We start from the raw sequence: 20,473 nt of genomic DNA, 5'->3' as shown, positions 1-20,473 counted from the left end.
GGCTGAGCGCGACGCAACATCATGACAGATAATCCGCAGAAACCCGTTATGCTTTCAAACCGCACCGCCGTACCGCCGGAGGAGCGTTCGGGCGCGCGTAAGTCTTCAGGCCGTGCTGAAAGCGAAATCCTCTCACTGCCGCCGATGGATGAGCCCCCGCCGCCGCGTTACGTCCGCCCCGGCGTTTTCGGCGTGCTGGATATTGGCTCCACAAAAATGACATGTTTGATCGGGCGCGCGGAAACTAACGGCATGTTGCGCGTCCTCGGCTATGGTTGGCGGCGGTCCCACGGCATCAGAAATGGCACGGTCATTGATTTCGCGGAGGCGGAGCGCGCCATTCGCGCGACGGTGGGCCAAGCGGAAGAGGCCGCTGATCGCCGCCTGGATGAGGTCACCATCAATCTCTCCTGCGGGCAGCCGACGAGCAACCTTTACAATGCACGCATGCCGATCGGCGGAAGGGACGTCACGGAAGCGGATATGGAACGCGTTGTGGCGGAAGGTCAGATGCGCGCCGTGGCGGAGGGGCGCACCGTCATCCACACCATGCCGATCGGTTTTATCGTCGATGATATTGGCGGGCTCGTTGACCCGCGCGGGCAGCTTTGTGAGCAATTGACGGCGCGGCTGCATGTTGTTGACGCCGCCTCCAATGCACTGGCGACCCTGACCTCCGCCGTCTCACGTGCGGAGCTTAAAGTGCGCAATTTCGTCTCCGCGCCCTTTGCCTCCGGCCTGGCCGTTCTGGCGGAGGATGAGCGTGACCTTGGTGCGACCGTGATTGATATGGGGGGTGGGACGACATCCATCGCCGTATTTGGTGAGGGCGCGTTGCTGCATACAAGCTTTATCCCGGTGGGGGGGCTGCATGTCACGCGCGATCTGGCAGGTTACCTCTCCGTCTCACTGGATGAGGCGGAACGTCTGAAAACAAAATATGGCGCGGCCGATGTCGCAATTGAAGACTCCCGGGACACATTTCCGGTTCAGCTGATCGGGGAGCGCACCGGCTCACTTAATCGCGTCTCGCGCGCACGCCTCGTCACCGCCATACGGCCGCGGGTGGAAGAAACGCTGGAGTTGGTGCGTGACCGTCTTGCGGAGGCCGGTTTCGGACGCGCCTCGCGGGAGCGGGTGGTGATTACGGGCGGGGCCTCACTCCTTGAAGGGCTGGGCCTGACCGCCGCGCGCATCCTGAATCGACCGGTTCGATTGGGGCGACCCATGCATATTTCCGGCCTGCCGGAGACGGGCGCAAATGCGGCCGGGTTCGCCACGGCATCAGGCTTATTGGCCTGGGCAACGGGGGCTGATGCAAATTTCAAGGACGCTTATTCACCTGAGCCGCGAACTCAGCACGCTCTGTTGCGCTTCATTCAAAGATTACGAGGATGACTCAAGTCCGAGAGGTGAGTCATTTATTGGCAAACTTCATGCGCGCGTCGCGCCCCACAAGGCCATAAAGCACACGCGCAGGGCAGTCAGGCCCGCCACGCCTTGCCTGCTTGATTGAATGGGAGTTTACTATTGGAACACCTTTTAAAGCCTTTTCAAGTAAGCAGGACCTTTTATAAATGGTCTGACTGGCCTCAAAGATTTGACGCGAGTGCGCGCGAGGATGCGCTCCCCGCCAAAAATTGATACTTCGAAAACCCGATTCTGGCTCTGGATTCCAAATGACGCTCAATCTCACCGCCCCGCAATTCACCCATTCCGATTTTTCTCCTAAAATTACGGTTATTGGCGTCGGTGGCGGCGGGATGAATGCCGTCAATAACATGATCGAGATGCAACTTCAGGGTGTGGAATTCGTGGTCGCCAACACGGACGCCCAGGCGCTGGCCAATGCCAAGGCTGAGCGGCGGGTGCAGTTAGGGCCACATCTGACGCAGGGCCTCGGCGCCGGTGCAAAGCCGGAAATCGGGCGCGCCGCAGCGGAGGAAGCGGCGGATGAGATCACCCGCCACATTGAAGGCGCCCACATGATTTTCGTGACGGCAGGTATGGGTGGCGGCACAGGGACAGGCGCGGCCCCGGTGATTGCGAAAATGGCGCGTGAACGTAAAATCCTGACGGTCGGGGTTGTCAGCACGCCTTTCGCTTTTGAAGGGCAGAAACGAAAGGTCCTGGCTGATGCCGGGGTTGCTGAATTGCAGCAATATGTCGATACGCTGATCGTCATCCCCAATCAGAATCTCTTCCGCATGGCGTCTGAGCGCACAACGTTGCGTGAAGCCTTCAAAATGGCGGATAAGGTGCTCTATATGGGTGTGCGCGGCGTCACGGACCTAATGCTGGCGCCCGGACTGATCAATCTCGACTTCGCCGATATCCGCACGGTCATGGCTGAAATGGGCAAGGCCATGATGGGCACAGGTGAGGCGGAGGGTGAAGACCGTGCCCTGATGGCGGCGAATGACGCAATCTCCAATCCGCTTCTCGATGATACATCGATGGCCGGGGCGCGCGGGCTGCTGATCAACATCACAGGCGGCGACGACATGACGCTTTATGAAGTCGATCAGGCGGCGGAGCGCATCCGGCAGGAAGTCGCCGAAGATGCGACGATCATCTGGGGGTCGGCCATTGATCCGGAATTGAATGGCCGTATCCGCGTCTCCGTCGTTGCGACCGGTATTGACGCGGCCAAGGCCGCCGCCGCGATGGAGGCGGCGCGCGCCGCAGAGGCTGAGAAAGCCGCGGCCCAGGCGCCATCTGAGGCGGGCACGAGTGACGGGAAACGCGATGACGCGTCAGAGCGTCATGCCGACACAGCCGGAAATGTCGCGCCGCCGCCCTCCACCTCTCAGGAACCAACGCGCCCTACCGCCGCACCATTGCGCCCTACCGAGCCGGTGCGTGCGCCCTCCCCGCGTTCGGGGCTTTTCTCAGGGGCGCAGCCAGCGCCTGAGCCCTCGCATTCCCGCGGGTTTATGGGTTTGGTAACAGGTGTCCTGCGTGGCAGACCGACGCCGAATGGCGCTTCAGACGCGCCGCCCGTCCGGGCTGAGCCGACGATTGTGGAGCGCGCCGATTTCAAGCCGGGCCAGGCACAGCTTGACCCGAATGATGATGAAGCGCTCGATATCCCCGCTTTCCTCCGTCGGGATCGTTGAAGTCGCAACAGGGAGGGCCCAGCGCGTTCTGACACGTGAAAGGCCCTCTCTCACCCTGGATGCCATTAAGAAAATGGTTTCAGATCCCCCGGCAACGTAACATTTGGCAACAAAGCTTGACTGGCAAGCGCCACCCTCACGGCGTAAAAGAAAGACTGCGCCCTGGCGCACCAACTACTCCTGAGGGGAATCTCATGCACGGTCTGGCCGGTTCGCCATCTGAGGAAGCACGCGACCTCGACGCGACGCTCTCCCCTGCAGACCGTCATGGTCACGGGCAGGGTCATCGTTCCCTTCGTTTTCAGACGAGTTTCGCCAACCCCATTCATTGCCGTGGCGTGGCGCTTCATTCAGGGCATGAAGTCAATCTTGCGCTTCTGCCGGCGCCCGCAGGTTTCGGCATTTGCTTTCAGCGCACGGATCTTCCGGGCTCCCCCCTCATCCCCGCCCTTTTTGACCATGTCATTGACACACGCTTGAGCACCGTCATCGGGATTGCGGATGCGCCTCATATTCGCGTTGCCACGATTGAACATCTTATGGCAGCCCTCCATGCCAATCACATCACAAATGCGCTGATTACGCTCGATGGGCCGGAAACACCTGTTTTTGATGGCTCTTCCGCCGCGTTCGATTTTCTTATCCGGTGTGCGGGGCGACAAAATCTTGGATCACCCTGCCCGATCATTTCCGTCAAACGCGTGGTGCGTGTCACAGGGCTGCATGGCGCATTTGCTGAATTGCGACCGCAGGATGGTGCATTCAGCCTGAGCGTCTCGATCGATTTCTCCGCGCAGGCGATCGGATTCCAGCATCGGGACATCACTTTATCGGAAGCTATTTTCCGCCGCGACATCTGTGACAGCCGCACTTTTGTCAATATGAAGGAAATCGAGGCGCTGCGCAAAGCCGGTCTGGCGAAAGGCGGTTCCCTCGATAATGCTGTTGTGGTCGATGGCGCCAAAATCCTCAATGAAGGGGGTTTTCGTTATCAGGATGAATGCGCCCGACATAAAATCCTCGATGCGATCGGGGACATGTATCTTGCGGGCGCCCCAATCGAGGGGCAGTTCGTCGGATATAAATGCGGGCACGAAATCAACAACCGGCTCCTTCGTGCCGTTTTCGCTGATAAAGCCAATTGGCGCGCGATATCGCCCCTTCATGGCGCCAATGCCCCCCTTCACGCCGTCGCCTAGTTTTCGTTGCGTGTTGGGGCTTCCGCAATAGCGGAGGCATGCTATAAGATTTCAGATCACCGGAAGAGTCGGCATGCACGTGAAAATCGATTTTCAATTTCGAAGCGCCAAGCGGGCGCGCTCCAGCGTTGTGACCTGTTCCGTCCTGAGTGCTCTCGCCCTTGCGGCGTGCGCTCACCATGACGACGCGCCTGCCCCCAAAACGGTCAGCAGCCCGGAGACACTTTATAATTACGGCATCGATGCCTTGCATGCCGGGCGCTACAAGCTGGCGAGTGAGCAATTTGAGGCTTTGCAGCAGAACTACCCGTATTCGGGCTATGTCGGTAATGCCGAATTGATGGAGGGTTATGCCTTCTATCTGCAAAATGCCTACCCGCAGGCGGTTCAGCAGCTTGAGCGCTACCTCCTCCTTCACCCCACCAGCCCGGACGCCGCTTACGCCTATTATCTGCGCGCGCTTTGTTTCTTTGAGGAAATCGGCACGGTGGATCGCGACCAGCAGGGTACAATTGAGGCGCTCGGCGCTTTGCAGGAGGTTGTGACACGATACCCTGAGACGGCCTACGCACGCGATGCGCGACTCAAGATCGATCTGTGCCGTGATCACCTTGCGGGCAAGGAAATGCTCGTCGGACGTTTTTATCAGAAGCAGCGCAATTATGAGTCGGCGATCGGGCGTTATCAACGCGTTGTCGATGATTTCCAGACGACGAATCACGTGCCCGAAGCGCTGGAACGCCTGGTGGAGGTCAATCTCCAGCTCGGCCTCACGGATGATGCGCGCAAGGCGGCCTCTGTTCTTGGTTACAACTACCCGCGCAGCCGATGGTATGAGCGCGCTTATGACACGTTGCGCTATTATGGCCTGATCACGAAAGAGGGCACCGTCCCCCCGAAAATAGAACGTCCGAACTTCTTCAAGCGTGCATGGAACTGGATTTTTTAAAACGGTTCCTCCTCCCGATGCGTATGAAAGTCGAGGGGCGCGCCGCCCATGCGCGCGCAAGGGATAAGGATCGGCTTTCGTGCTGACGCAAGTTTCCATTCGCGACGTTGTCCTTATCGAAAAGCTTGATCTGAAATTCGCAAATGGTTTGACGGTTTTCACCGGCGAGACGGGCGCGGGCAAGTCAATCCTGCTCGACAGTCTTGGCCTCGCTTTGGGTGACCGTGCACGGGCGGGGCTGGTGCGCCATGGTGCGGCGCAGGCTTCCGTCTCCGCGACATTTGAGATCCATGAATCGCACCCCGCCTTCACCCTGCTTCAGGAACATGGCGTGGATATTGCCCCGGACGAGGAGCCTCTCATCCTTCGCCGTGTCGTCTCCATCGATGGCAAGTCCCGTGCTTTCATCTCCGACCGTGCGGTCAGCAGCGCGTTACTGAAGCGGCTTGGCGCGCTACTTGTTGAAATTCAGGGACAGCACGAGCAGATCACCCTGACCGACACCTCCCTGCATCGGGATCTTCTCGATCATTTTCGTATCCCGACAGATTTGCTGGCGCAGGTCGCGGCAAGTTACAACGCCTATCACGCCGCACAATCCGCAGCAGAGATGGCGGAGGCAGGCCTGAAAGCCGCGCGGGAGGAGGAGGCATGGCTGAGGCAGTCCGTAAGTGACCTCGCCACCCTCGCCCCTCAGGAGGCTGAGGAAGAAGAACTCGTCTCGGAGAGGACAAATCTTCAGCGGGAAGAGCGACAGATTGAGGCGGTCAATGCCGCCCTTGCGGAGCTCAACCCGCGCGACCGCCGCAATCACAGCCCCGCCACCGCCCTGCGCGCAGCCAGTCGCGCCCTCTCCCGCCTCGCCATGGCGGAGAGCGACGCGGCATCCCCAGCCTCGCCGCGTCTGGCGCAAGGGCAGGAAGTCATCATCGCGCTGGAGAAAGCGGAGGAGGCCGTCGCGGAGGTGGAAACACTCCTCTCCCGCCTTGCGCAGGAAAGTGAGCTTGACACAGCGCAGCTGGAAGCCACGGAAGAACGTCTCTTCGCCCTGCGCGCCACGGCACGCAAACATCATGTATCGGTTGCGGAGTTGCCGCAATTTCTCGCCGATTTACAGGCGCGGCTCAGCACGCTGGATATCGGCGAATTGGAGCTGGCCCGGTTGCATCAAAATGTCCGGGACACGCGGCGAGCTTTTGACGAAGCCGCCACCCGGTTGTCAAATGCCCGTCAGGAAGCCGCCCTGGCCCTCAAAACCGCAATCGAGACCGAGTTCCGCCCCCTCAAACTTGAACGCGCGCGATTCGAAGTCGCGATCCAGCCCCTCCCCGAGGCGGAATGGAGCGTGCGCGGTAAAGAGCGCATTTCGTTTCTGATCGCGACGAATCCGGGCCAGACGCCCGGCCCGATGGGTAAGGTCGCTTCAGGGGGTGAACTCTCCCGAATCATGCTGGCCCTTAAAGTGGTGCTTGCGGCGCGTTCGGACATGACAACATTGGTATTTGATGAAGTCGATGCCGGGGTCGGCGGGGCCACCGCCGCCGCGATCGGTGAGCGACTGAGCGATATTGCGAAAAACGTCCAGGTCTTCTCCGTCACGCATAGCCCGCAGATCGCCGCGAAAGCGGATCACCATTACCGCATCGTGAAAAATGTTTCGAAGGATCGGACGGGAACCATGGCGCACCGTCTCCATCCGGAGGAACGCCGGGAGGAACTGGCACGTATGCTTGCCGGTGAAAAAGTGACCGAGGCCGCCCGCGGGGCTGCCGATAGTTTATTGGGACAAGGTAAATGACGCCGGAGAAAGCACGCGAGGCATATGCGCGGCTCGAACAACAACTCGAAGAATGGAATCACGCTTATTACCAGGACGACGCACCGGTCGTTGATGACGCCACATATGATGCCGCACGGCAAAAAGCTTTGGAACTTGAGGCGGCCTACCCCGAATTCTGCAAGCCGGACCGCGTTACGCAGCGTGTCGGCGCGCCGGTCTCCAGCGGGTTTCGCAAGTCGGAACATCGAGTTCCCATGTTGTCGCTTGATAACGTCTTCAACCAGACGGAATTTGAGCAGTTTCTTGAACGCATTAACCGCTTTCTAGGTCTTTCCGACGAGGATTTTCGCGGCCTGCAATTTGTTGCAGAGCCCAAAATTGACGGCCTGTCCATTAATCTGACTTACGTGAACCGACAACTCGTCATGGGCGCCACGCGCGGCGATGGGACGGTTGGTGAGAATGTCACGGAAAATATTCGCACGATCGATCAGATCCCGACCACTCTCCCCGATGACGCGCCTGATGAGCTCGAAATTCGCGGCGAAGTTTTTATGCGTAAAGATGATTTCCTCGCCTTAAATGAGGCCATGCAGGCCGCGGAACAACGCCCCTTCGCCAATCCGCGCAATGCCGCAGCCGGCTCCCTCCGGCAGCTCGACGCAAAAGTCACGCGGGAACGCTCATTATCCTTCTTTGCTTACGCGCAGGGCTTCGCTTCAGCGCCCGTCGCGGCGACGCATTGGAATTATCTTGAAAAACTGCAAAAATGGGGTTTCGACGTGAATCCCTTACGGCTGCGCTTGTCACACCCCTCCGACATAGCGGCGGAAGTGGAGAAAATCGGTCAAGTGCGCGCCACCCTGCCTTATGACATTGATGGCGTTGTCATCAAGCTGGATGATCTGGCCCTGCAGAACCGTTTGGGCTTTGTCGGCCGCGCGCCACGCTGGGCCACAGCCTGGAAATTTCCGGCAGAGCAGGCGGTGACGCGTCTCAACACCATTGAGATCCAGGTCGGCCGAACCGGCGCATTGACACCAACCGCCCATCTTGAGCCCGTCAATGTGGGCGGCGTCATCGTGTCACGCGCGACATTGCATAATGAACAGGAAATCGAGCGTAAGGACGTGCGACCCGGTGACCTCGTGCGCATCGAGCGCGCGGGCGATGTTATCCCGAAGATCGTCGCGCGTGTAGAGGAGGACCGCGCGCGCGGCGAGAAATTCATTTTCCCGACCCATTGCCCGGTTTGCGGTGCGCTGGCGGAACGACCCGAAGGGGAAGCCGTGCTGCGTTGCACGGGGGGGCTGACCTGCAGGGCGCAGATCATTGAGCGCCTCATTCACTTCGTGTCCCGCGCGGCGATGGATATTGAGGGTTTGGGCACACGCAGCATTCACGAGTTGTTTGAACTCGGCCTGATCGAGAAGCCCGGCGATATTTTCAGACTCGCGCAGCATCGCGACCGGATCGTGGCGCTTGAGGGCTGGGGCGATCTCTCTGCCGATAATCTTTTCCGCGCGATTGACGCGCGACGTGTCATCCCCTTCGCGCGTTTCATCTACGCATTGGGCATCAGGCGCATTGGTGTGCGCAACGCACAACTTATCGCGCGGCATTATCGGGATTTTGAGACCTGGCGACAGGCGATGAGGGAGGCCGCCATCATTGGGTCGGATGCGCGTCTTGCGCTGGGCTCCATTGTGGGGATCGGCACCGCGATCGCGTTGGAACTCGTCAATTTCTTCAATGAGCCACGTAATCTGGAGACAATTGAGGATTTGCGGGCGCAACTTGACATCACCCCCGCTACGGAAAAGCAGGAAGGACCTTTTTCAGGCAAGACGATTGTCTTCACGGGCACGCTGATGACGCTGACACGCCCGGAGGCCAAGGCCATTGCGGAGCGCCTGGGCGCGCAAGTGTCAGACAGTGTCTCAAGTAAAACACACCTTGTCGTGACAGGTGAAAAGGCCGGCTCCAAGGCTAAAAAAGCGCAGGAACTCGGTATCGAGCAAATCGATGAAGTTGAATGGCGTCGCCGTGCAGGATTGTGAGACATGCGTTTTATCTTGGCAGCGTCATATTTCAAAGGCTAGAATGTGGTCCCATGCGATGTACACTTAACCTGAGCGTAAGGATATTTCGATGACGCTGTTTCTACTCGGAGCCGCGTCAATGCTTGCCTTGATCGCTGTCTCTATATTCATCTCCCTGTCGGAAATTTCTTTCGCCGCAGCGCGGGAGATGCGCCTGCGTTCCCTTGCGGAACAGGGCGATGGCCGGGCGCAGACTTTTCTGAAGTTGCGGCGCAATAGTGGGCAGGTCATCACCGTTCTGCAGATCTGCCTCAATGCTGTCGGCGTTCTGGGCGGTGTCGTGTCGAGTGAGCTTCTGACGCCCGCCTTCGCCAGTGTTTTCATGCAGTTGGGCATCAGTATCGACATCAGCACACGCAGCGCGGCGGCATTATCCTTCATATTGGTCACCGGGTTATTCGTGCTCTTCGCGGACCTGCTGCCAAAACGCGTGGCGATTAATGACCCGGACCGTATCGCGCTGCGTATGGGTGTGTTTCTCACGCTCGCGCTGAAGCTGCTTTACCCCGCTGTCTGGCTTTTCACGAAAATCTCCGACTTTCTGCTCAATCTGCTGCGCATCCCCGCCGCCTCCACCGTCCAGAATGTGACGGAGGAGGATCTCAACGCCATCCTCGCCGCGGGGACCGCGTCAGGTGCACTCCTAAAGCAGGAGCATCAACTGATTCAGAACGTCTTGGCATTGCAGGATCGCTCCGTCACGTCGGCTATGACGCCTCGGGATGAAATTGTCTTCCTCGACGTCAATGAGGGGATCGAAAAGCAGCGCGACAAGGTGCGCGCCAAACCTTATTCCCTCTACCCTGTCTGTCGCGGCGGGCTGGATCACATTATCGGCTCCGTCCGCGCGGAGGATATCCTTGCGGCCGCCGTCGATGAAGCGCCTTTAAAGAAAAACGGCACGGAGAAGTCGGATCTTCTATCAAATCTTCGACGTGACGTTTTGACTCTGCCGGAGACGTTGAATCTCTGGGACACACTCGCGCAATTTGACGCTCACAATGCGGGATTTGCACTGATCGTCAATGAATATGGCCTGATTGTCGGGCTGATCACATTTAAAGACATTACGGGCGCATTGATGGACGGGCTTGCCAGCCCGTTTGAAGAGCAGGCCATCGTGCGGCGCGATGCAAATTCCTGGCTTATCGATGGCGCAGCCCCGATCGGCGACGTCTTTCGTGAACTCGATATTAACGGCATGGATGATGATCGGGAGTTGTTCGACACGATTGGCGGATTTGTCATGCATCGCCTCCGCCGCATGGCGCGCAAGGCGGACCACATTGAAGCGGCGGGTTTCCGCTTTGAAGTTGTGAGTGTTGATGGGTTTCGCATCAATCAGCTCCTCGTATCGCGTGCGCCGAATATTTCTGACGCGACCACCTCAACTTACTGAGAATATGTCCGCCAAAATCGTTGCGAAGGCCCCATGCCGGAGCGCGCGCGCCAAGGCCCGTGCGCCGGGCAATGTCGCTGACGGCGGCAATTCTCGCCTTATTTCGCGCCAGAACCCAACGCCAAAACTCTGCATCACAAATTGACAAAAAAAAAAATCTGATTAGTTTAATAATCAAACGACGTTCGAAGAATTTGTAAACTATTTTCCACTTCCATCAGAGGTTGCGATAGGAAATAGTTTTTCCACGCGGATTTAAAATCCGGCGATGCGAATGAGGTTAAATCTTGACAACAGCCACGCAGCCCACGCCTTCCCAACCGAGGGTCGTGGTCCTCATACCGTGTTATAATGAAGAAATTACGATTGGGACGGTCGTCAGGGATTTCAAGGAGGCCCTGCCGGACGCGGAGATTTATGTTTACGACAATAATTCCACCGATAAAACAATCGATGTCGCAAGGAAAACGGGCGCGATTGTGAGATCGGAGAAGCTTCAGGGCAAGGGCCATGTCATCAGGCGCATGTTTGCCGATATTGATGCTGATTACTACATTCTTGTAGATGGTGACGCCACATATGAGGCGGCCAGCGCGCCCAAAATGTTGCAGAAGGCGATGCGCGAGGGCCTGGATATGGTCAATGGCGCACGCGTCACGGATCGTAAGGCGGCCTATCGGTCGGGACATGTATGGGGCAATAAAATCCTGACCGCGATGGTCACGACGATATTTGGCCGGCGCCTATCAGATATGCTTTCGGGCTACCGGGTTTTCTCAAACCGCTTCGTCAAATCTTTCCCGGCTCTGGCCGGAGGGTTTGAGACGGAGACTGAATTTACGGTTTATGCGTTGGAACTCGGCATGCCGATCGGGGAAGTGCCGACGCGGTATATTGAACGCCCCCCAGGTTCAGTTTCAAAATTAAGGACTTATACTGACGGCATTATCATCCTCAAAACAATTGTCAATTTATGTAAACAGGAAAGACCCCTTATTTTCTTTTCACTTCTGGCTCTCATTTTTGCGCTGATCGGACTCGTCTTCGGTGCACCCATCATTTATACTTATTTTAAGACGGGATTCGTTTTACGTTTACCTTCCGCTCTTCTAGCAACAGGGTTTGAGATTATGGCTGCCTTATCCATGACCTGCGCCCTTATCCTGGATAGTGTGGCCCTAGCGCGTCAGGAGCAGAAACGCACGCGCTACCTGTCCCTTCCCGGACCGGCATGGATGGATAAATGATCAAGCGGTACCGTCAATAACCCGCGCCACTCAATCGCAAGATTTGATTATCGCATTTTGGTGGGACATTGATGAAGCTTTCTCCTCTAATCACGCTTTATGGCGTTCTGACAGCCTGCTTTCTCCTCTTATTCTGTTTCGCTGAACTCCCCTTTATGGAGCCTGATTCCGGCAATCACTTCAGGCGCGCCTTTCAGATCGCGCATGGCCAGCTCATCGGTAAAAAAGTGAGTGCGACCAGCAGTGGCGGAGAGGGTCTCGTAAGTCTTGAAGAGGATCAGGCCGCTTATTTCCCCGGATTTTTCGACCGACATTGGAAAGTGCCTGAAAGCGCCCACGTCAAGGCGCAAACGGATACGATCAGGGGCCCTACTGAATACAGCCAATTTCCAAACACTGTCATCTATGAGCCGATTTTTTATCTGCCGGATGCGGTTGCTATCAATATTTCCCGGATCTTTGACTTCTCACTCCTCAATACGATGCATCTGATGCGGGTTCTCACCGCGGTGACATCGTTCATCATCACACTTATTGCCCTCATGATAATCCCCATGAATCGGCGATTTCTCCTTCTCTTCGTCGTAAGTGTCCCGGAGGTGTTGCTCTCTTACGCTTCCATTTCCTACGACGCGCTGCTCATCGCTTTCTCTGTGCTCGCCTCTGCCGCAATATGCAAAGCTTATGAGGCTGAGACGTATGAAACGAAGCGGGCGGGTCTGATCCTCTTTTTTGCGGTGACCTCCATTATTGTGGCGTCCAAGCCGCCTTATGTCTCCCTCCTTTTATTCCCCATCCTGACGACGCCTCTCCTCGCCCTCCCCTTCAGAAAAATCCTGTCATGGACGGCCCTGTCCTTAATCCCGACAATATTCTGGGGTGCTATCGGCATCCGGCCCGTCATCACACCGTCATGGGTGGGGCGATCAGATGTCTCAGGACAAATCGCCTATCTTCTCCATCACCCATTAGAGATTTTCAGCATCACATATAATACGGTGACGCGACATGGTGCGGCCATGCTGGCGCAATCCATCGGCACGATCCGTTGGAGTGGCGCCTGGCTGCCGATATTTTATTACGTCATTGTGGGCGCCGCATTTCTACTGCTTCTTATCGCTTTCATCGCCCTTATCGTCAGGTCGCGGGGGAAAAGAGTGCCGCTCATCCTCATGTTCCTGAATTTTCCGCTCTGCGCTTTTCTCGTGAGCCTGTCTATTTATCTCACCTGGGACGCGGTCGGTGATGACAATATCTGGGGGATCAATGGACGGTATTTTACAGCCATCATGATGTTTGTGCCGATCCTGTTTTTCCTCAATGGAGAATTTTCCCCATATCTCAAGCGCGCAGAAAAAATTGTCACCTACGTGTTTCTACCCGTTTCACTTGTCATCACGCTCTGGACGCTTGTTTCACTGAATTTCGCCCTGCCTGTCTAAGGGCGCTTGGCCGATCTTCCTCGCGCGGGAGGTTGAAGCGCGCGGGAGACCGGCGTTCAACATGACCTGAAGACACGCTAAATGGCTTCCCGACACAGAAATTTTCGCTTAAGTTAGAAGCATTCGACAATATATTTGTGAACCTCGACTTAAAAATTCGAAGAAATACCTTTTAAAGGAGTGAGCCCTCGCATTTTCAAATGCAATTTTCATGAGGGAAAAAATTAGCAAAACCCAGGCAGCCATCAAAGCTGTGGAATGAGCAGTCGTCTAACACTCCGGGCTCGAATGCAAATTCCGTTCATGAAGGCCATGGTGATGTCTGATCTTTCCAACCTGCTTGACTCATTGCGTATTTCATCCCGCACCGAGCGTGAAAAAGGCGCCTATTTTGAAGAGCTTGTCGTCAGTTACCTTCGTAATGAACCGAGTTACAAGGAACTCTACGAGTCAGTCTGGACTTACAAGGATTGGGCCATGGAAAATGGTCATCCGGTCAAGGATACCGGCATTGATCTGGTCGCAAAGACTTACGGTACGGCGGAATTACACGCTATTCAATGTAAATTCTACACCCCCGACCACATGATTTCAAAAAAAGATATAGACACTTTTTTCTCGGCATCGGGTAAGAGTTGGTTTTCACGTCGTCTCATCGTTGCGACAACCAACCTTTGGAACAGCAACGCTGAAGCAACACTTGCAGACCAACATACGCCAGTCAGTATAATCGATCTCCTCGATCTTGACACGAGCGTTATCGACTGGTCGCATTACAAGCCAAAACTTGTGCCGCATCGTCGCAATAAAAAGACGCCGCGGGAGCATCAAGTGACCGCCATCAACAGGACGTTGCACGGCTTCAGAACGCATGACCGGGGCCGACTCATCATGGCCTGCGGGACAGGGAAAACCTTCACCAGCCTCAAGATCGCCGAGAGACAGGTCGGCGCTGGAGGGCGCGTCCTCTTCATGGTGCCGAGCCTCTCTCTCCTCTCTCAAACGCTGACGGAATGGACTCAGGAGAGCGATGTGCCGCTCTATAGTTTCGCTGTCTGCTCTGACAGTGATGTCGGCAAGAAGAGAGCATCCAACGACGATGAATTGAAGATCAGAACGCATGAGCTTCGTTACCCCGCCACGACCAACCCCTTCAGCCTCGCCAACGCGTATCACAAGCGGCACGACAGCAAACACATGACCGTGGTTTTCGCCACTTATCATTCCATCGCCCGCATCCATGAAGCTCAGAAAAATCACAGCTTTCCAGATTTTGACCTCATCATCTGCGATGAAGCCCATCGTACAACCGGCGTGACTTTCGTGGGAATCGAGGAGGATAGTGCCTTCGTCAAGGTGCACGATCAGGCTTACCTGAGGGGCAAATGTCGCCTTTATATGACCGCGACCCCCCGTATTTATGGCGATGTCGCGCAGGAAAAAGCCGAGAAAGAGGGCGCCATTGTTTACGGCATGAATAACGTCGCACTCTACGGTCCGGAATTTCACGTCATCACCTTTTCTGAGGCCGTCCGCCGAGGGCTTCTCGTCGATTATAAGGTGATCGTCCTTGCGGTCGATGAAGAGACGGTCAGCCGCGCCGTCCAGAAACTCCTTGATGATCCTGAAAATGGTCTCACCGTGTCTGATGCCTCAAAAATCGTGGGGTGTTGGAAAGCGCTGGCCAAGATTGGGCTTACGCAGGATGGGTTGGATGACCCGGATCCCATGAAACGCGCCGTCGCATTTTGTCAGGTCATCTCACCTGACTACAAGGGACGCGCGCATAAAGTCAGCTCAGTACAGATCGCCGAGATGTTCCAGAAAGTGGTCGAGGAATATCAGGAGAAAGAGGATATCGAACCGGAGGCCCGCCTGATTTGTGAGGCTGAGCACGTCGATGGTGGCATGATCGCCAGTGAGAAAGAGGGCAAACTTACCTGGCTGAAATCCGAGCTGCCTGAGAAAACATGCCGTATTTTGTCGAATGTGCGTTGCCTCTCCGAAGGGGTGGATGTGCCCGCACTTGACGCTGTGCTGTTTCTTACACCGCGTAATTCTCAGGTCGATGTTGTGCAGTCTGTGGGGCGCGTCATGCGCAATGCGCCCGGTAAAAAGCGCGGTTATGTCGTTTTGCCCGTCGTGATCCCGGCGGGTGTCGAGGCGCATCAAGCACTTGATAAGAACGAGAATTACAAAGTGGTTTGGCAGGTCCTCCAGGCGCTGCGCTCACATGATGACCGCTTCGACAACATGATCAATAAAATGGACCTTCAGGCGCGACCCGACACGGCCCGGATGGAGGTCGTGGCCGTCACGAATAAAATCACGCCGAAAACGAAGGCCCTGTCGAGCGGAGCCGCGCAGAAGGCTCATTCAAGTTTCAATATCGGGAACCGCACCGAGAGGAACGACCCGCGTCAAGACATCATGCAATATGAAGTGGGGGAAATCGAGCGCGCCATCTATGCAAAAATTGTCAAAAAAGTGGGCAACCGCCATCATTGGGAAGATTGGGCCGGTGATGTTGCCAAAATCGCCCAGACGCACATCACCCGCATCACGACGATCCTCGACAACCCGGAAAACACCCAGCCGCGCATTGCCTTTGATCAATTCGCGAAAGATCTGCGTTCCGAGCTGAATGACAGCATTTCACGGGAAGAAATTATTGAGATGCTGGCGCAGCATCTAATCACACGCCCGGTTTTTGAAGCGCTTTTTGAAGGGCATAATTTCGTTTCAGACAACCCGATGTCGAGAGCCATGCAATCCGTGCTGGGCGCGCTTGAGAAACACAGCCTTTATAAGGAATCCGAGCGCCTTGATTCTTTCTATAAAAGCGTTCGCGAGCGTGCGTCCGGCATCGACACAGCTTATAGCCGACAGAAAATCATCAAGGAGCTTTATAACAGCTTCTTTCAGCAGGCTTTTCCGCGCATCAAAGAGCGCCTCGGTATTGTCTACACCCCTCTGGAGGTCGTGGATTTTATTATTCATTCCATCAATGACGTGCTGAAGCAGGAATTCGGGCAGAGTTTAGGCAGTCCTGGCATCCATATCATGGACCCATTTACCGGCACCGGCACCTTCATCACCCGCTTGCTTCAGAGCGGATTGATCACGAAGGATCAGCTGCCACATAAATACCGGCACGAGCTGCACGCCAATGAAATTGTCCTGCTGGCCTATTACATCGCCTCCGTCAATATCGAAGCAAGCTGTTCCGATTTAATGGACGGCCAACACGCGCCTTTCGAAGGCATCTGCCTGACCGATACGTTTCGCCTTAATGAGCCGCATGACCTGGTCAGCCCAACGCTGGAAGATAATAATCAGCGCATCAAAAAGCAGAAGCAACTCAATATCCGGGTCATTATGGGCAATCCGCCATACTCAATAGGTCAAAAGAGCGAAAACGACAATAATCGCAATGTCGTTTACCCAGAATTGGATCGCCGGATAAGGGAGACTTATGCCCTGCGCTCAACGACAATCACGCAAAGATCTCTTTACGACAGCTATATTCGCGCAATACGCTGGGCTTCCGATCGCATCGGTGATTGCGGTGTACTAGGCTTTGTAACCAATGCCGGTTTCCTCGAAGCCAACACGGCGGACGGGCTTCGTCAATGTCTTGTTGAGGAGTACTCTTCTCTCTTCATTATTCATTTGCGAGGAGGGATCCTCGGGAAGTCCGGGGATTTTGCGAGAAGAGAAGGTGGCAACATCTTTGATATCATGGTTCCGCCCTCCATCTCCATTTTGGTAAAAAATCCGAAAGCGGGCGAGCAAGGACGCATTTTTTTTCATGACATTGGCGATTATTTGACGCGAGAACAGAAACTTCGAAAAATACAAGAGCTGAGCAGCGTCAAGGGCCTCACCGAAAGCGGTCTTTGGCGCATCATCACCCCGGACGCTCATGGCGATTGGTTCCGTCAGAGAGATGACAGCTTTGAGAAGTTTATTCCTATCGGTGATAAAAAAGGCAGCAACGCAGCCATCTTCACAAATTTTTCTCTCGGTGTGGCGACGAATAGAGATGCTTGGTGTTGGAACTCGTCCAAACCCAATTTGGTAAAAAGTCTACGCTCAATGATTAGCACCTATGTGTCTGAATTAGTTCGCCTTGATCGAGCTTTGCCCAAGGCGAACAAGAAAAAAAAGGAGCAGGCTATTGGCTCCCTCTTACTTTCCGATCAGACAAAAATAAGTTGGACTCACAACTTAAAGCGGAGCTTATGTAACGGTAGAGATATCGAATTGAATTTGAAAAATATTGTCAGCGGTTTATATCGTCCCTTCTTTCATCAATGGCTCTACTACGATCGTAAGCTCAACGAGCGCGTCTACCAAATGCCGCGCCTGTTTCCTGACGCGCAGGCGGAGAATTTGATAATTGGACTTCCAAATCCGGGAGAGGATCGACCATTCTCGACCTTGATGTCAGCTTCGGTGCATGACCTTCACGTTTTACACGGCGGCCAATGCTTCCCCCTCTTCATCTACGACAACCCCAAACCCGCCTCGGGCAAAAGCAACGACCTGTTCTTCAACGAAGCGCCGCAAACCCGAACCCGCCGGGACGCGATCACGGATGAGGGGCTGAAGCATTTTCAGGAGGCCTATCCGGGGCATAGCATCTCTAAGGAAGATTTGTTCTATTACGTTTACGGGCTCCTCCATTCCCCTGATTACCGGGCACGTTACGCAGACACGCTTCGTAAAGAGCTACCGCGCATCCCGCGCGTGAAAACGTTCGAGGCTTTCAAGGCTTTTTCAGAGGCGGGGCGTCGATTGGGTGAGATGCATGTTCATTTTGATCGTCAGCCCATTTATGAAGGGGTGAAAATTGACAAAGGGGAGCGGCATCTCACCCCTGAAGATTACCGCGTGACCCAGATGAAATATGGCAAAGGCAAGGACAAAACCGTTCTGCATTATAATGACCGCATCACCGTCACGGAAATCCCACTTGAAGCCTATGAATATGTCGTCAACGGCAAACCCGCTTTGGACTGGGTGGTTGAACGCCAATGCGTCAAGACGGATAAAGCCAGCGGGATCGTCAATGATGCCAATGACTGGGCCATTGAGACGATGCATAACCCGCGCTATCCACTCGAATTATTTTTGCGGGTGATCACCCTCAGTCTGGAGACGATGGAAATCGTGAACAACCTGCCCCCGCTTGATATTTTGGATGTTTAGGCAGAGCGGCCGGGGTTTGCCCCCCCTGCCCTGGCCGCGTCATTGAGGAGACCAGAAGTGCCGCGCGTCAGCTTCCCGGCGGGTAGATTTTCACCGTTGGATTATTGCCCAAAGGCAGCGGCATATTTTTGTGAGGATTGGCGCGCCCTGCTGGATTCGAACCAGCGACCCACAGCTTAGAAGGCTGTTGCTCTATCCAACTGAGCTAAGGGCGCAAAGCTCTCTAGTGGTCGGGGCGCCCGGACTCGAACCGGGGGCCTCTTGTACCCAAAACAAGCGCGCTACCAGGCTGCGCCACGCCCCGAACGCGCGCAACCTAACGCAAACAACGCCTAAGCGAAATGGGAAAATCGAAAAAACTTCATTTTGCCGTCTCGATCAGAGGCGGGCTGAAAGCGGGCGCCATATCCCACGGAAAAAGCACCCAGATGTCCTGCCCAACCTCACGCACATGGTAATCCGCGCGCGACCGCCCTAAAGGTTTGGCGTAAAGACAGGCAAACGTGGCTTTCGGGAATAATTCCCGCACGACATGCGCCGTTTCACCTGTGTCGACGAGGTCGTCAATAATGAGGTAACCCGCGCCTTCCTCTTCAAGAAAAGGTTGCTCCAGCACACGGACGACGCCGCGTGATTCTGCCCGTGGACCTTCATAGCTTTCCACCGCGATGGTTTTAACGCGGCGAATATTCAGCTCCCGCGCAATGATGGCGGCAGGTATCAGGCCACCCCGCGCAACGGCCAGAATGCCTTTGACAGGTGGCGCGCCCATCAGAGCACGCGCAAGACGGCGCGCATCCGCCTGGAGTTGGTCCCAAGTGATGGATAAATACTCGGTCGCCATACGCATCACATCCTCTAAAACGCCGACGCCCCACTTTAAAGCCATTTTCACGCGTGAAGAAAGGAAGATGGTCGATCATCCCCCCAGCAACGTCGCACTCATCTCCTTTTTGGGACGCACGTTGTGTTGCGAGCCCGTGCGGGGGACCGGAGCCCACATTCCGACATGTGGAATCGATGATTTCTCACGCCGGAACCTTAATCGCCGACGGTTCAAATGTCTTCAGAAAAGACAAAATGGAATGAAATTTAATATAAATCTTACCGCTTATACAAAACTATTGTTTTCCATTAGTTAAGGAAAAAAATAAACGATTTATAAACCAGTCATAAAGATATAATAAAAATTTTTAAAGGCGCGAGATTTTATCGCCGACTATTATTGGAAGATGGTGCCATTCATCAAAAAGAACAAATAATAATAAGGATTGGTAAAATGAAGAAAATGATCCACATCTTGTTGCTCGGGGCAATCCTCGCCACCAATGTGTCGGCTGCATCCGCTTCGGATGCACCTTCCATAGACTGCCCGTCACTAAGTTTGCCGGCGGGTAAATATACGGGCCGTTTTACGGAGTTGAAGTTCAATGACCGATGGGAAGTGGCAAATATTCTCTTCATGGATGACGCGACCAACACAGGTTACTGCCTCTCCATCAATCCGAATTACGCCCCGAATGCCGCACGTTACGCCGCGATCGTGAATGCCTATATGCTTAATCGGAAAGTCGCAATCGAGACAGATGTCAATCAAGGCTTCACCGCTTTCGCTGTCGCGCAGGATTAAAACGGACACACTGTCGGGCGCGAAGATCTGCCAATGCAGAGCACGCGCCGTTTCTATGTAAAGGGTTACGGTGCCGGGAGCGCCCCGCTATGCCTCTCCCGGCATCGCTGTCGCGCAATTGAGCAAGAACATGGCATGAAAGGCGCGGTCAAGCCGGCGCAAAGGTGAGGCGTAGGCTTGGCCGTGCCTCATAAGGCGGGCACGAGAAGCGACGTCCAGAAAACCCTTGCCAACACTGCGTTTTTGATTGAAAAAGTGGCTCCCGAAGTAGGACTCGAACCTACGACCCAGCGATTAACAGTCGCTTGCTCTACCAACTGAGCTATTCGGGACCAGCGACCGATTATCTAGCGAAAGCTTCGTCGTTGGTAAAGCCCTCAAATTGCTTTTTC

The 20,473-nt window shown here is 55.2% G+C and carries 12 protein-coding genes, 3 tRNA genes and 1 pseudogene; 12 read left to right on the top strand and 4 right to left on the bottom strand.

Features of this window, described 5'->3' with window-relative positions; translation table 11 throughout:
• Positions 1 to 21 precede the first annotated feature (21 nt).
• The 11 genes and pseudogenes from ftsA to CGLAMM_RS06065 all read left to right on the top strand — a co-directional run bounded on the left by ftsA (position 22) and on the right by CGLAMM_RS06065 (position 18,451).
• A complete protein-coding gene (gene ftsA / locus CGLAMM_RS06115; protein ID WP_394820170.1) occupies positions 22 to 1,398 on the top strand; it encodes a cell division protein FtsA in 1,377 nt (458 codons plus the stop codon).
• A gap of 281 nt (positions 1,399 to 1,679) precedes the next feature.
• Positions 1,680 to 3,119, top strand: coding sequence for a cell division protein FtsZ (gene ftsZ / locus CGLAMM_RS06110; protein WP_394820169.1), 1,440 nt, complete (start codon positions 1,680 to 1,682; stop codon positions 3,117 to 3,119).
• A gap of 194 nt (positions 3,120 to 3,313) precedes the next feature.
• Complete coding sequence (gene lpxC, locus CGLAMM_RS06105) at positions 3,314 to 4,318, top strand: UDP-3-O-acyl-N-acetylglucosamine deacetylase (RefSeq protein WP_394820168.1); 1,005 nt, start codon at positions 3,314 to 3,316, stop codon at positions 4,316 to 4,318.
• A gap of 73 nt (positions 4,319 to 4,391) precedes the next feature.
• Entirely contained in the window at positions 4,392 to 5,267 is an 876-nt protein-coding gene (locus tag CGLAMM_RS06100) for an outer membrane protein assembly factor BamD (RefSeq protein WP_394820167.1), read from the top strand.
• A gap of 79 nt (positions 5,268 to 5,346) precedes the next feature.
• Positions 5,347 to 7,065 (top strand): DNA repair protein RecN, encoded by a 1,719-nt coding sequence (gene recN / locus CGLAMM_RS06095; RefSeq protein WP_394820166.1) that lies wholly within the window; start codon positions 5,347 to 5,349, stop codon positions 7,063 to 7,065.
• Positions 7,062 to 9,107 carry an NAD-dependent DNA ligase LigA gene (gene ligA, locus CGLAMM_RS06090; protein WP_394820165.1) on the top strand — a complete coding sequence of 682 codons (2,046 nt, stop codon included), beginning with the start codon at positions 7,062 to 7,064 and terminating at the stop codon, positions 9,105 to 9,107. The genes recN and ligA overlap by 4 nt, the downstream gene beginning before the upstream one ends.
• Positions 9,108 to 9,198: 91 nt before the next feature.
• Positions 9,199 to 10,548, top strand: coding sequence for a hemolysin family protein (locus CGLAMM_RS06085; RefSeq protein ID WP_394820164.1), 1,350 nt, complete (start codon positions 9,199 to 9,201; stop codon positions 10,546 to 10,548).
• A 284-nt stretch (positions 10,549 to 10,832) separates the two neighbouring features.
• A complete protein-coding gene (locus CGLAMM_RS06080; protein ID WP_394820214.1) occupies positions 10,833 to 11,795 on the top strand; it encodes a glycosyltransferase family 2 protein in 963 nt (320 codons plus the stop codon).
• A 71-nt stretch (positions 11,796 to 11,866) separates the two neighbouring features.
• Positions 11,867 to 13,237 (top strand): DUF2142 domain-containing protein, encoded by a 1,371-nt coding sequence (locus tag CGLAMM_RS06075; protein ID WP_394820163.1) that lies wholly within the window; start codon positions 11,867 to 11,869, stop codon positions 13,235 to 13,237.
• A gap of 258 nt (positions 13,238 to 13,495) precedes the next feature.
• Positions 13,496 to 15,328, top strand: a pseudogene (locus CGLAMM_RS06070) (restriction endonuclease); the annotation flags it as partial.
• Between the two features lie 3 nt (positions 15,329 to 15,331).
• Entirely contained in the window at positions 15,332 to 18,451 is a 3,120-nt protein-coding gene (locus CGLAMM_RS06065) for a type ISP restriction/modification enzyme (protein ID WP_418115548.1), read from the top strand.
• Positions 18,452 to 18,589: 138 nt separating this feature from the next.
• Here CGLAMM_RS06065 and CGLAMM_RS06060 read toward each other — a convergent pair.
• The 3 genes from CGLAMM_RS06060 to gpt form a co-directional block, all read right to left on the bottom strand.
• A tRNA-Arg gene (locus CGLAMM_RS06060) sits at positions 18,590 to 18,666 on the bottom strand.
• 12 nt (positions 18,667 to 18,678) lie between these two features.
• Positions 18,679 to 18,755, bottom strand: a tRNA-Pro gene (locus CGLAMM_RS06055).
• Between the two features lie 57 nt (positions 18,756 to 18,812).
• Positions 18,813 to 19,295, bottom strand: a complete 483-nt coding sequence (gene gpt, locus CGLAMM_RS06050; RefSeq protein ID WP_394820161.1) for a xanthine phosphoribosyltransferase — start codon at positions 19,293 to 19,295, stop codon at positions 18,813 to 18,815.
• 435 nt (positions 19,296 to 19,730) lie between these two features.
• Here gpt and CGLAMM_RS06045 point away from each other — a divergent pair, with 435 nt between their 5' ends.
• A complete protein-coding gene (locus tag CGLAMM_RS06045; protein ID WP_394820160.1) occupies positions 19,731 to 20,081 on the top strand; it encodes a hypothetical protein in 351 nt (116 codons plus the stop codon).
• Positions 20,082 to 20,337: 256 nt separating this feature from the next.
• On the opposite strand, the gene CGLAMM_RS06040 is transcribed toward CGLAMM_RS06045, so the two are convergent.
• Positions 20,338 to 20,413: transfer RNA gene (locus tag CGLAMM_RS06040), tRNA-Asn, on the bottom strand.
• Between the last annotated feature and the right edge of the window lie 60 nt (positions 20,414 to 20,473).

Origin of the sequence: Sorlinia euscelidii (genome assembly GCF_036452135.1) — a bacterium.
Lineage (GTDB): Bacteria > Pseudomonadota > Alphaproteobacteria > Acetobacterales > Acetobacteraceae > Sorlinia > Sorlinia euscelidii.
The sequence above is the reverse complement of the archived record's forward strand: the minus strand, read 5'-3'. Positions and strand labels throughout refer to the sequence as shown.

Excerpts from the sequence above, each read along its gene's own strand:
- ftsA (WP_394820170.1), top strand. The coding sequence starts at position 22 with ATGACAGATAATCCGCAGAAACCCGTTATGCTTTCAAACCGCACCGCC.
- ftsZ (WP_394820169.1), top strand. The coding sequence starts at position 1,680 with ATGACGCTCAATCTCACCGCCCCGCAATTCACCCATTCCGATTTTTCT.
- lpxC (WP_394820168.1), top strand. The coding sequence starts at position 3,314 with ATGCACGGTCTGGCCGGTTCGCCATCTGAGGAAGCACGCGACCTCGAC.
- CGLAMM_RS06100 (WP_394820167.1), top strand. The coding sequence starts at position 4,392 with ATGCACGTGAAAATCGATTTTCAATTTCGAAGCGCCAAGCGGGCGCGC.
- ligA (WP_394820165.1), top strand. The coding sequence starts at position 7,062 with ATGACGCCGGAGAAAGCACGCGAGGCATATGCGCGGCTCGAACAACAA.
- CGLAMM_RS06085 (WP_394820164.1), top strand. The coding sequence starts at position 9,199 with ATGACGCTGTTTCTACTCGGAGCCGCGTCAATGCTTGCCTTGATCGCT.
- CGLAMM_RS06075 (WP_394820163.1), top strand. The coding sequence starts at position 11,867 with ATGAAGCTTTCTCCTCTAATCACGCTTTATGGCGTTCTGACAGCCTGC.
- CGLAMM_RS06065 (WP_418115548.1), top strand. The coding sequence starts at position 15,332 with ATGCGCAATGCGCCCGGTAAAAAGCGCGGTTATGTCGTTTTGCCCGTC.
- gpt (WP_394820161.1), bottom strand. The coding sequence starts at position 19,295 with ATGGCGACCGAGTATTTATCCATCACTTGGGACCAACTCCAGGCGGAT.
- CGLAMM_RS06045 (WP_394820160.1), top strand. The coding sequence starts at position 19,731 with ATGAAGAAAATGATCCACATCTTGTTGCTCGGGGCAATCCTCGCCACC.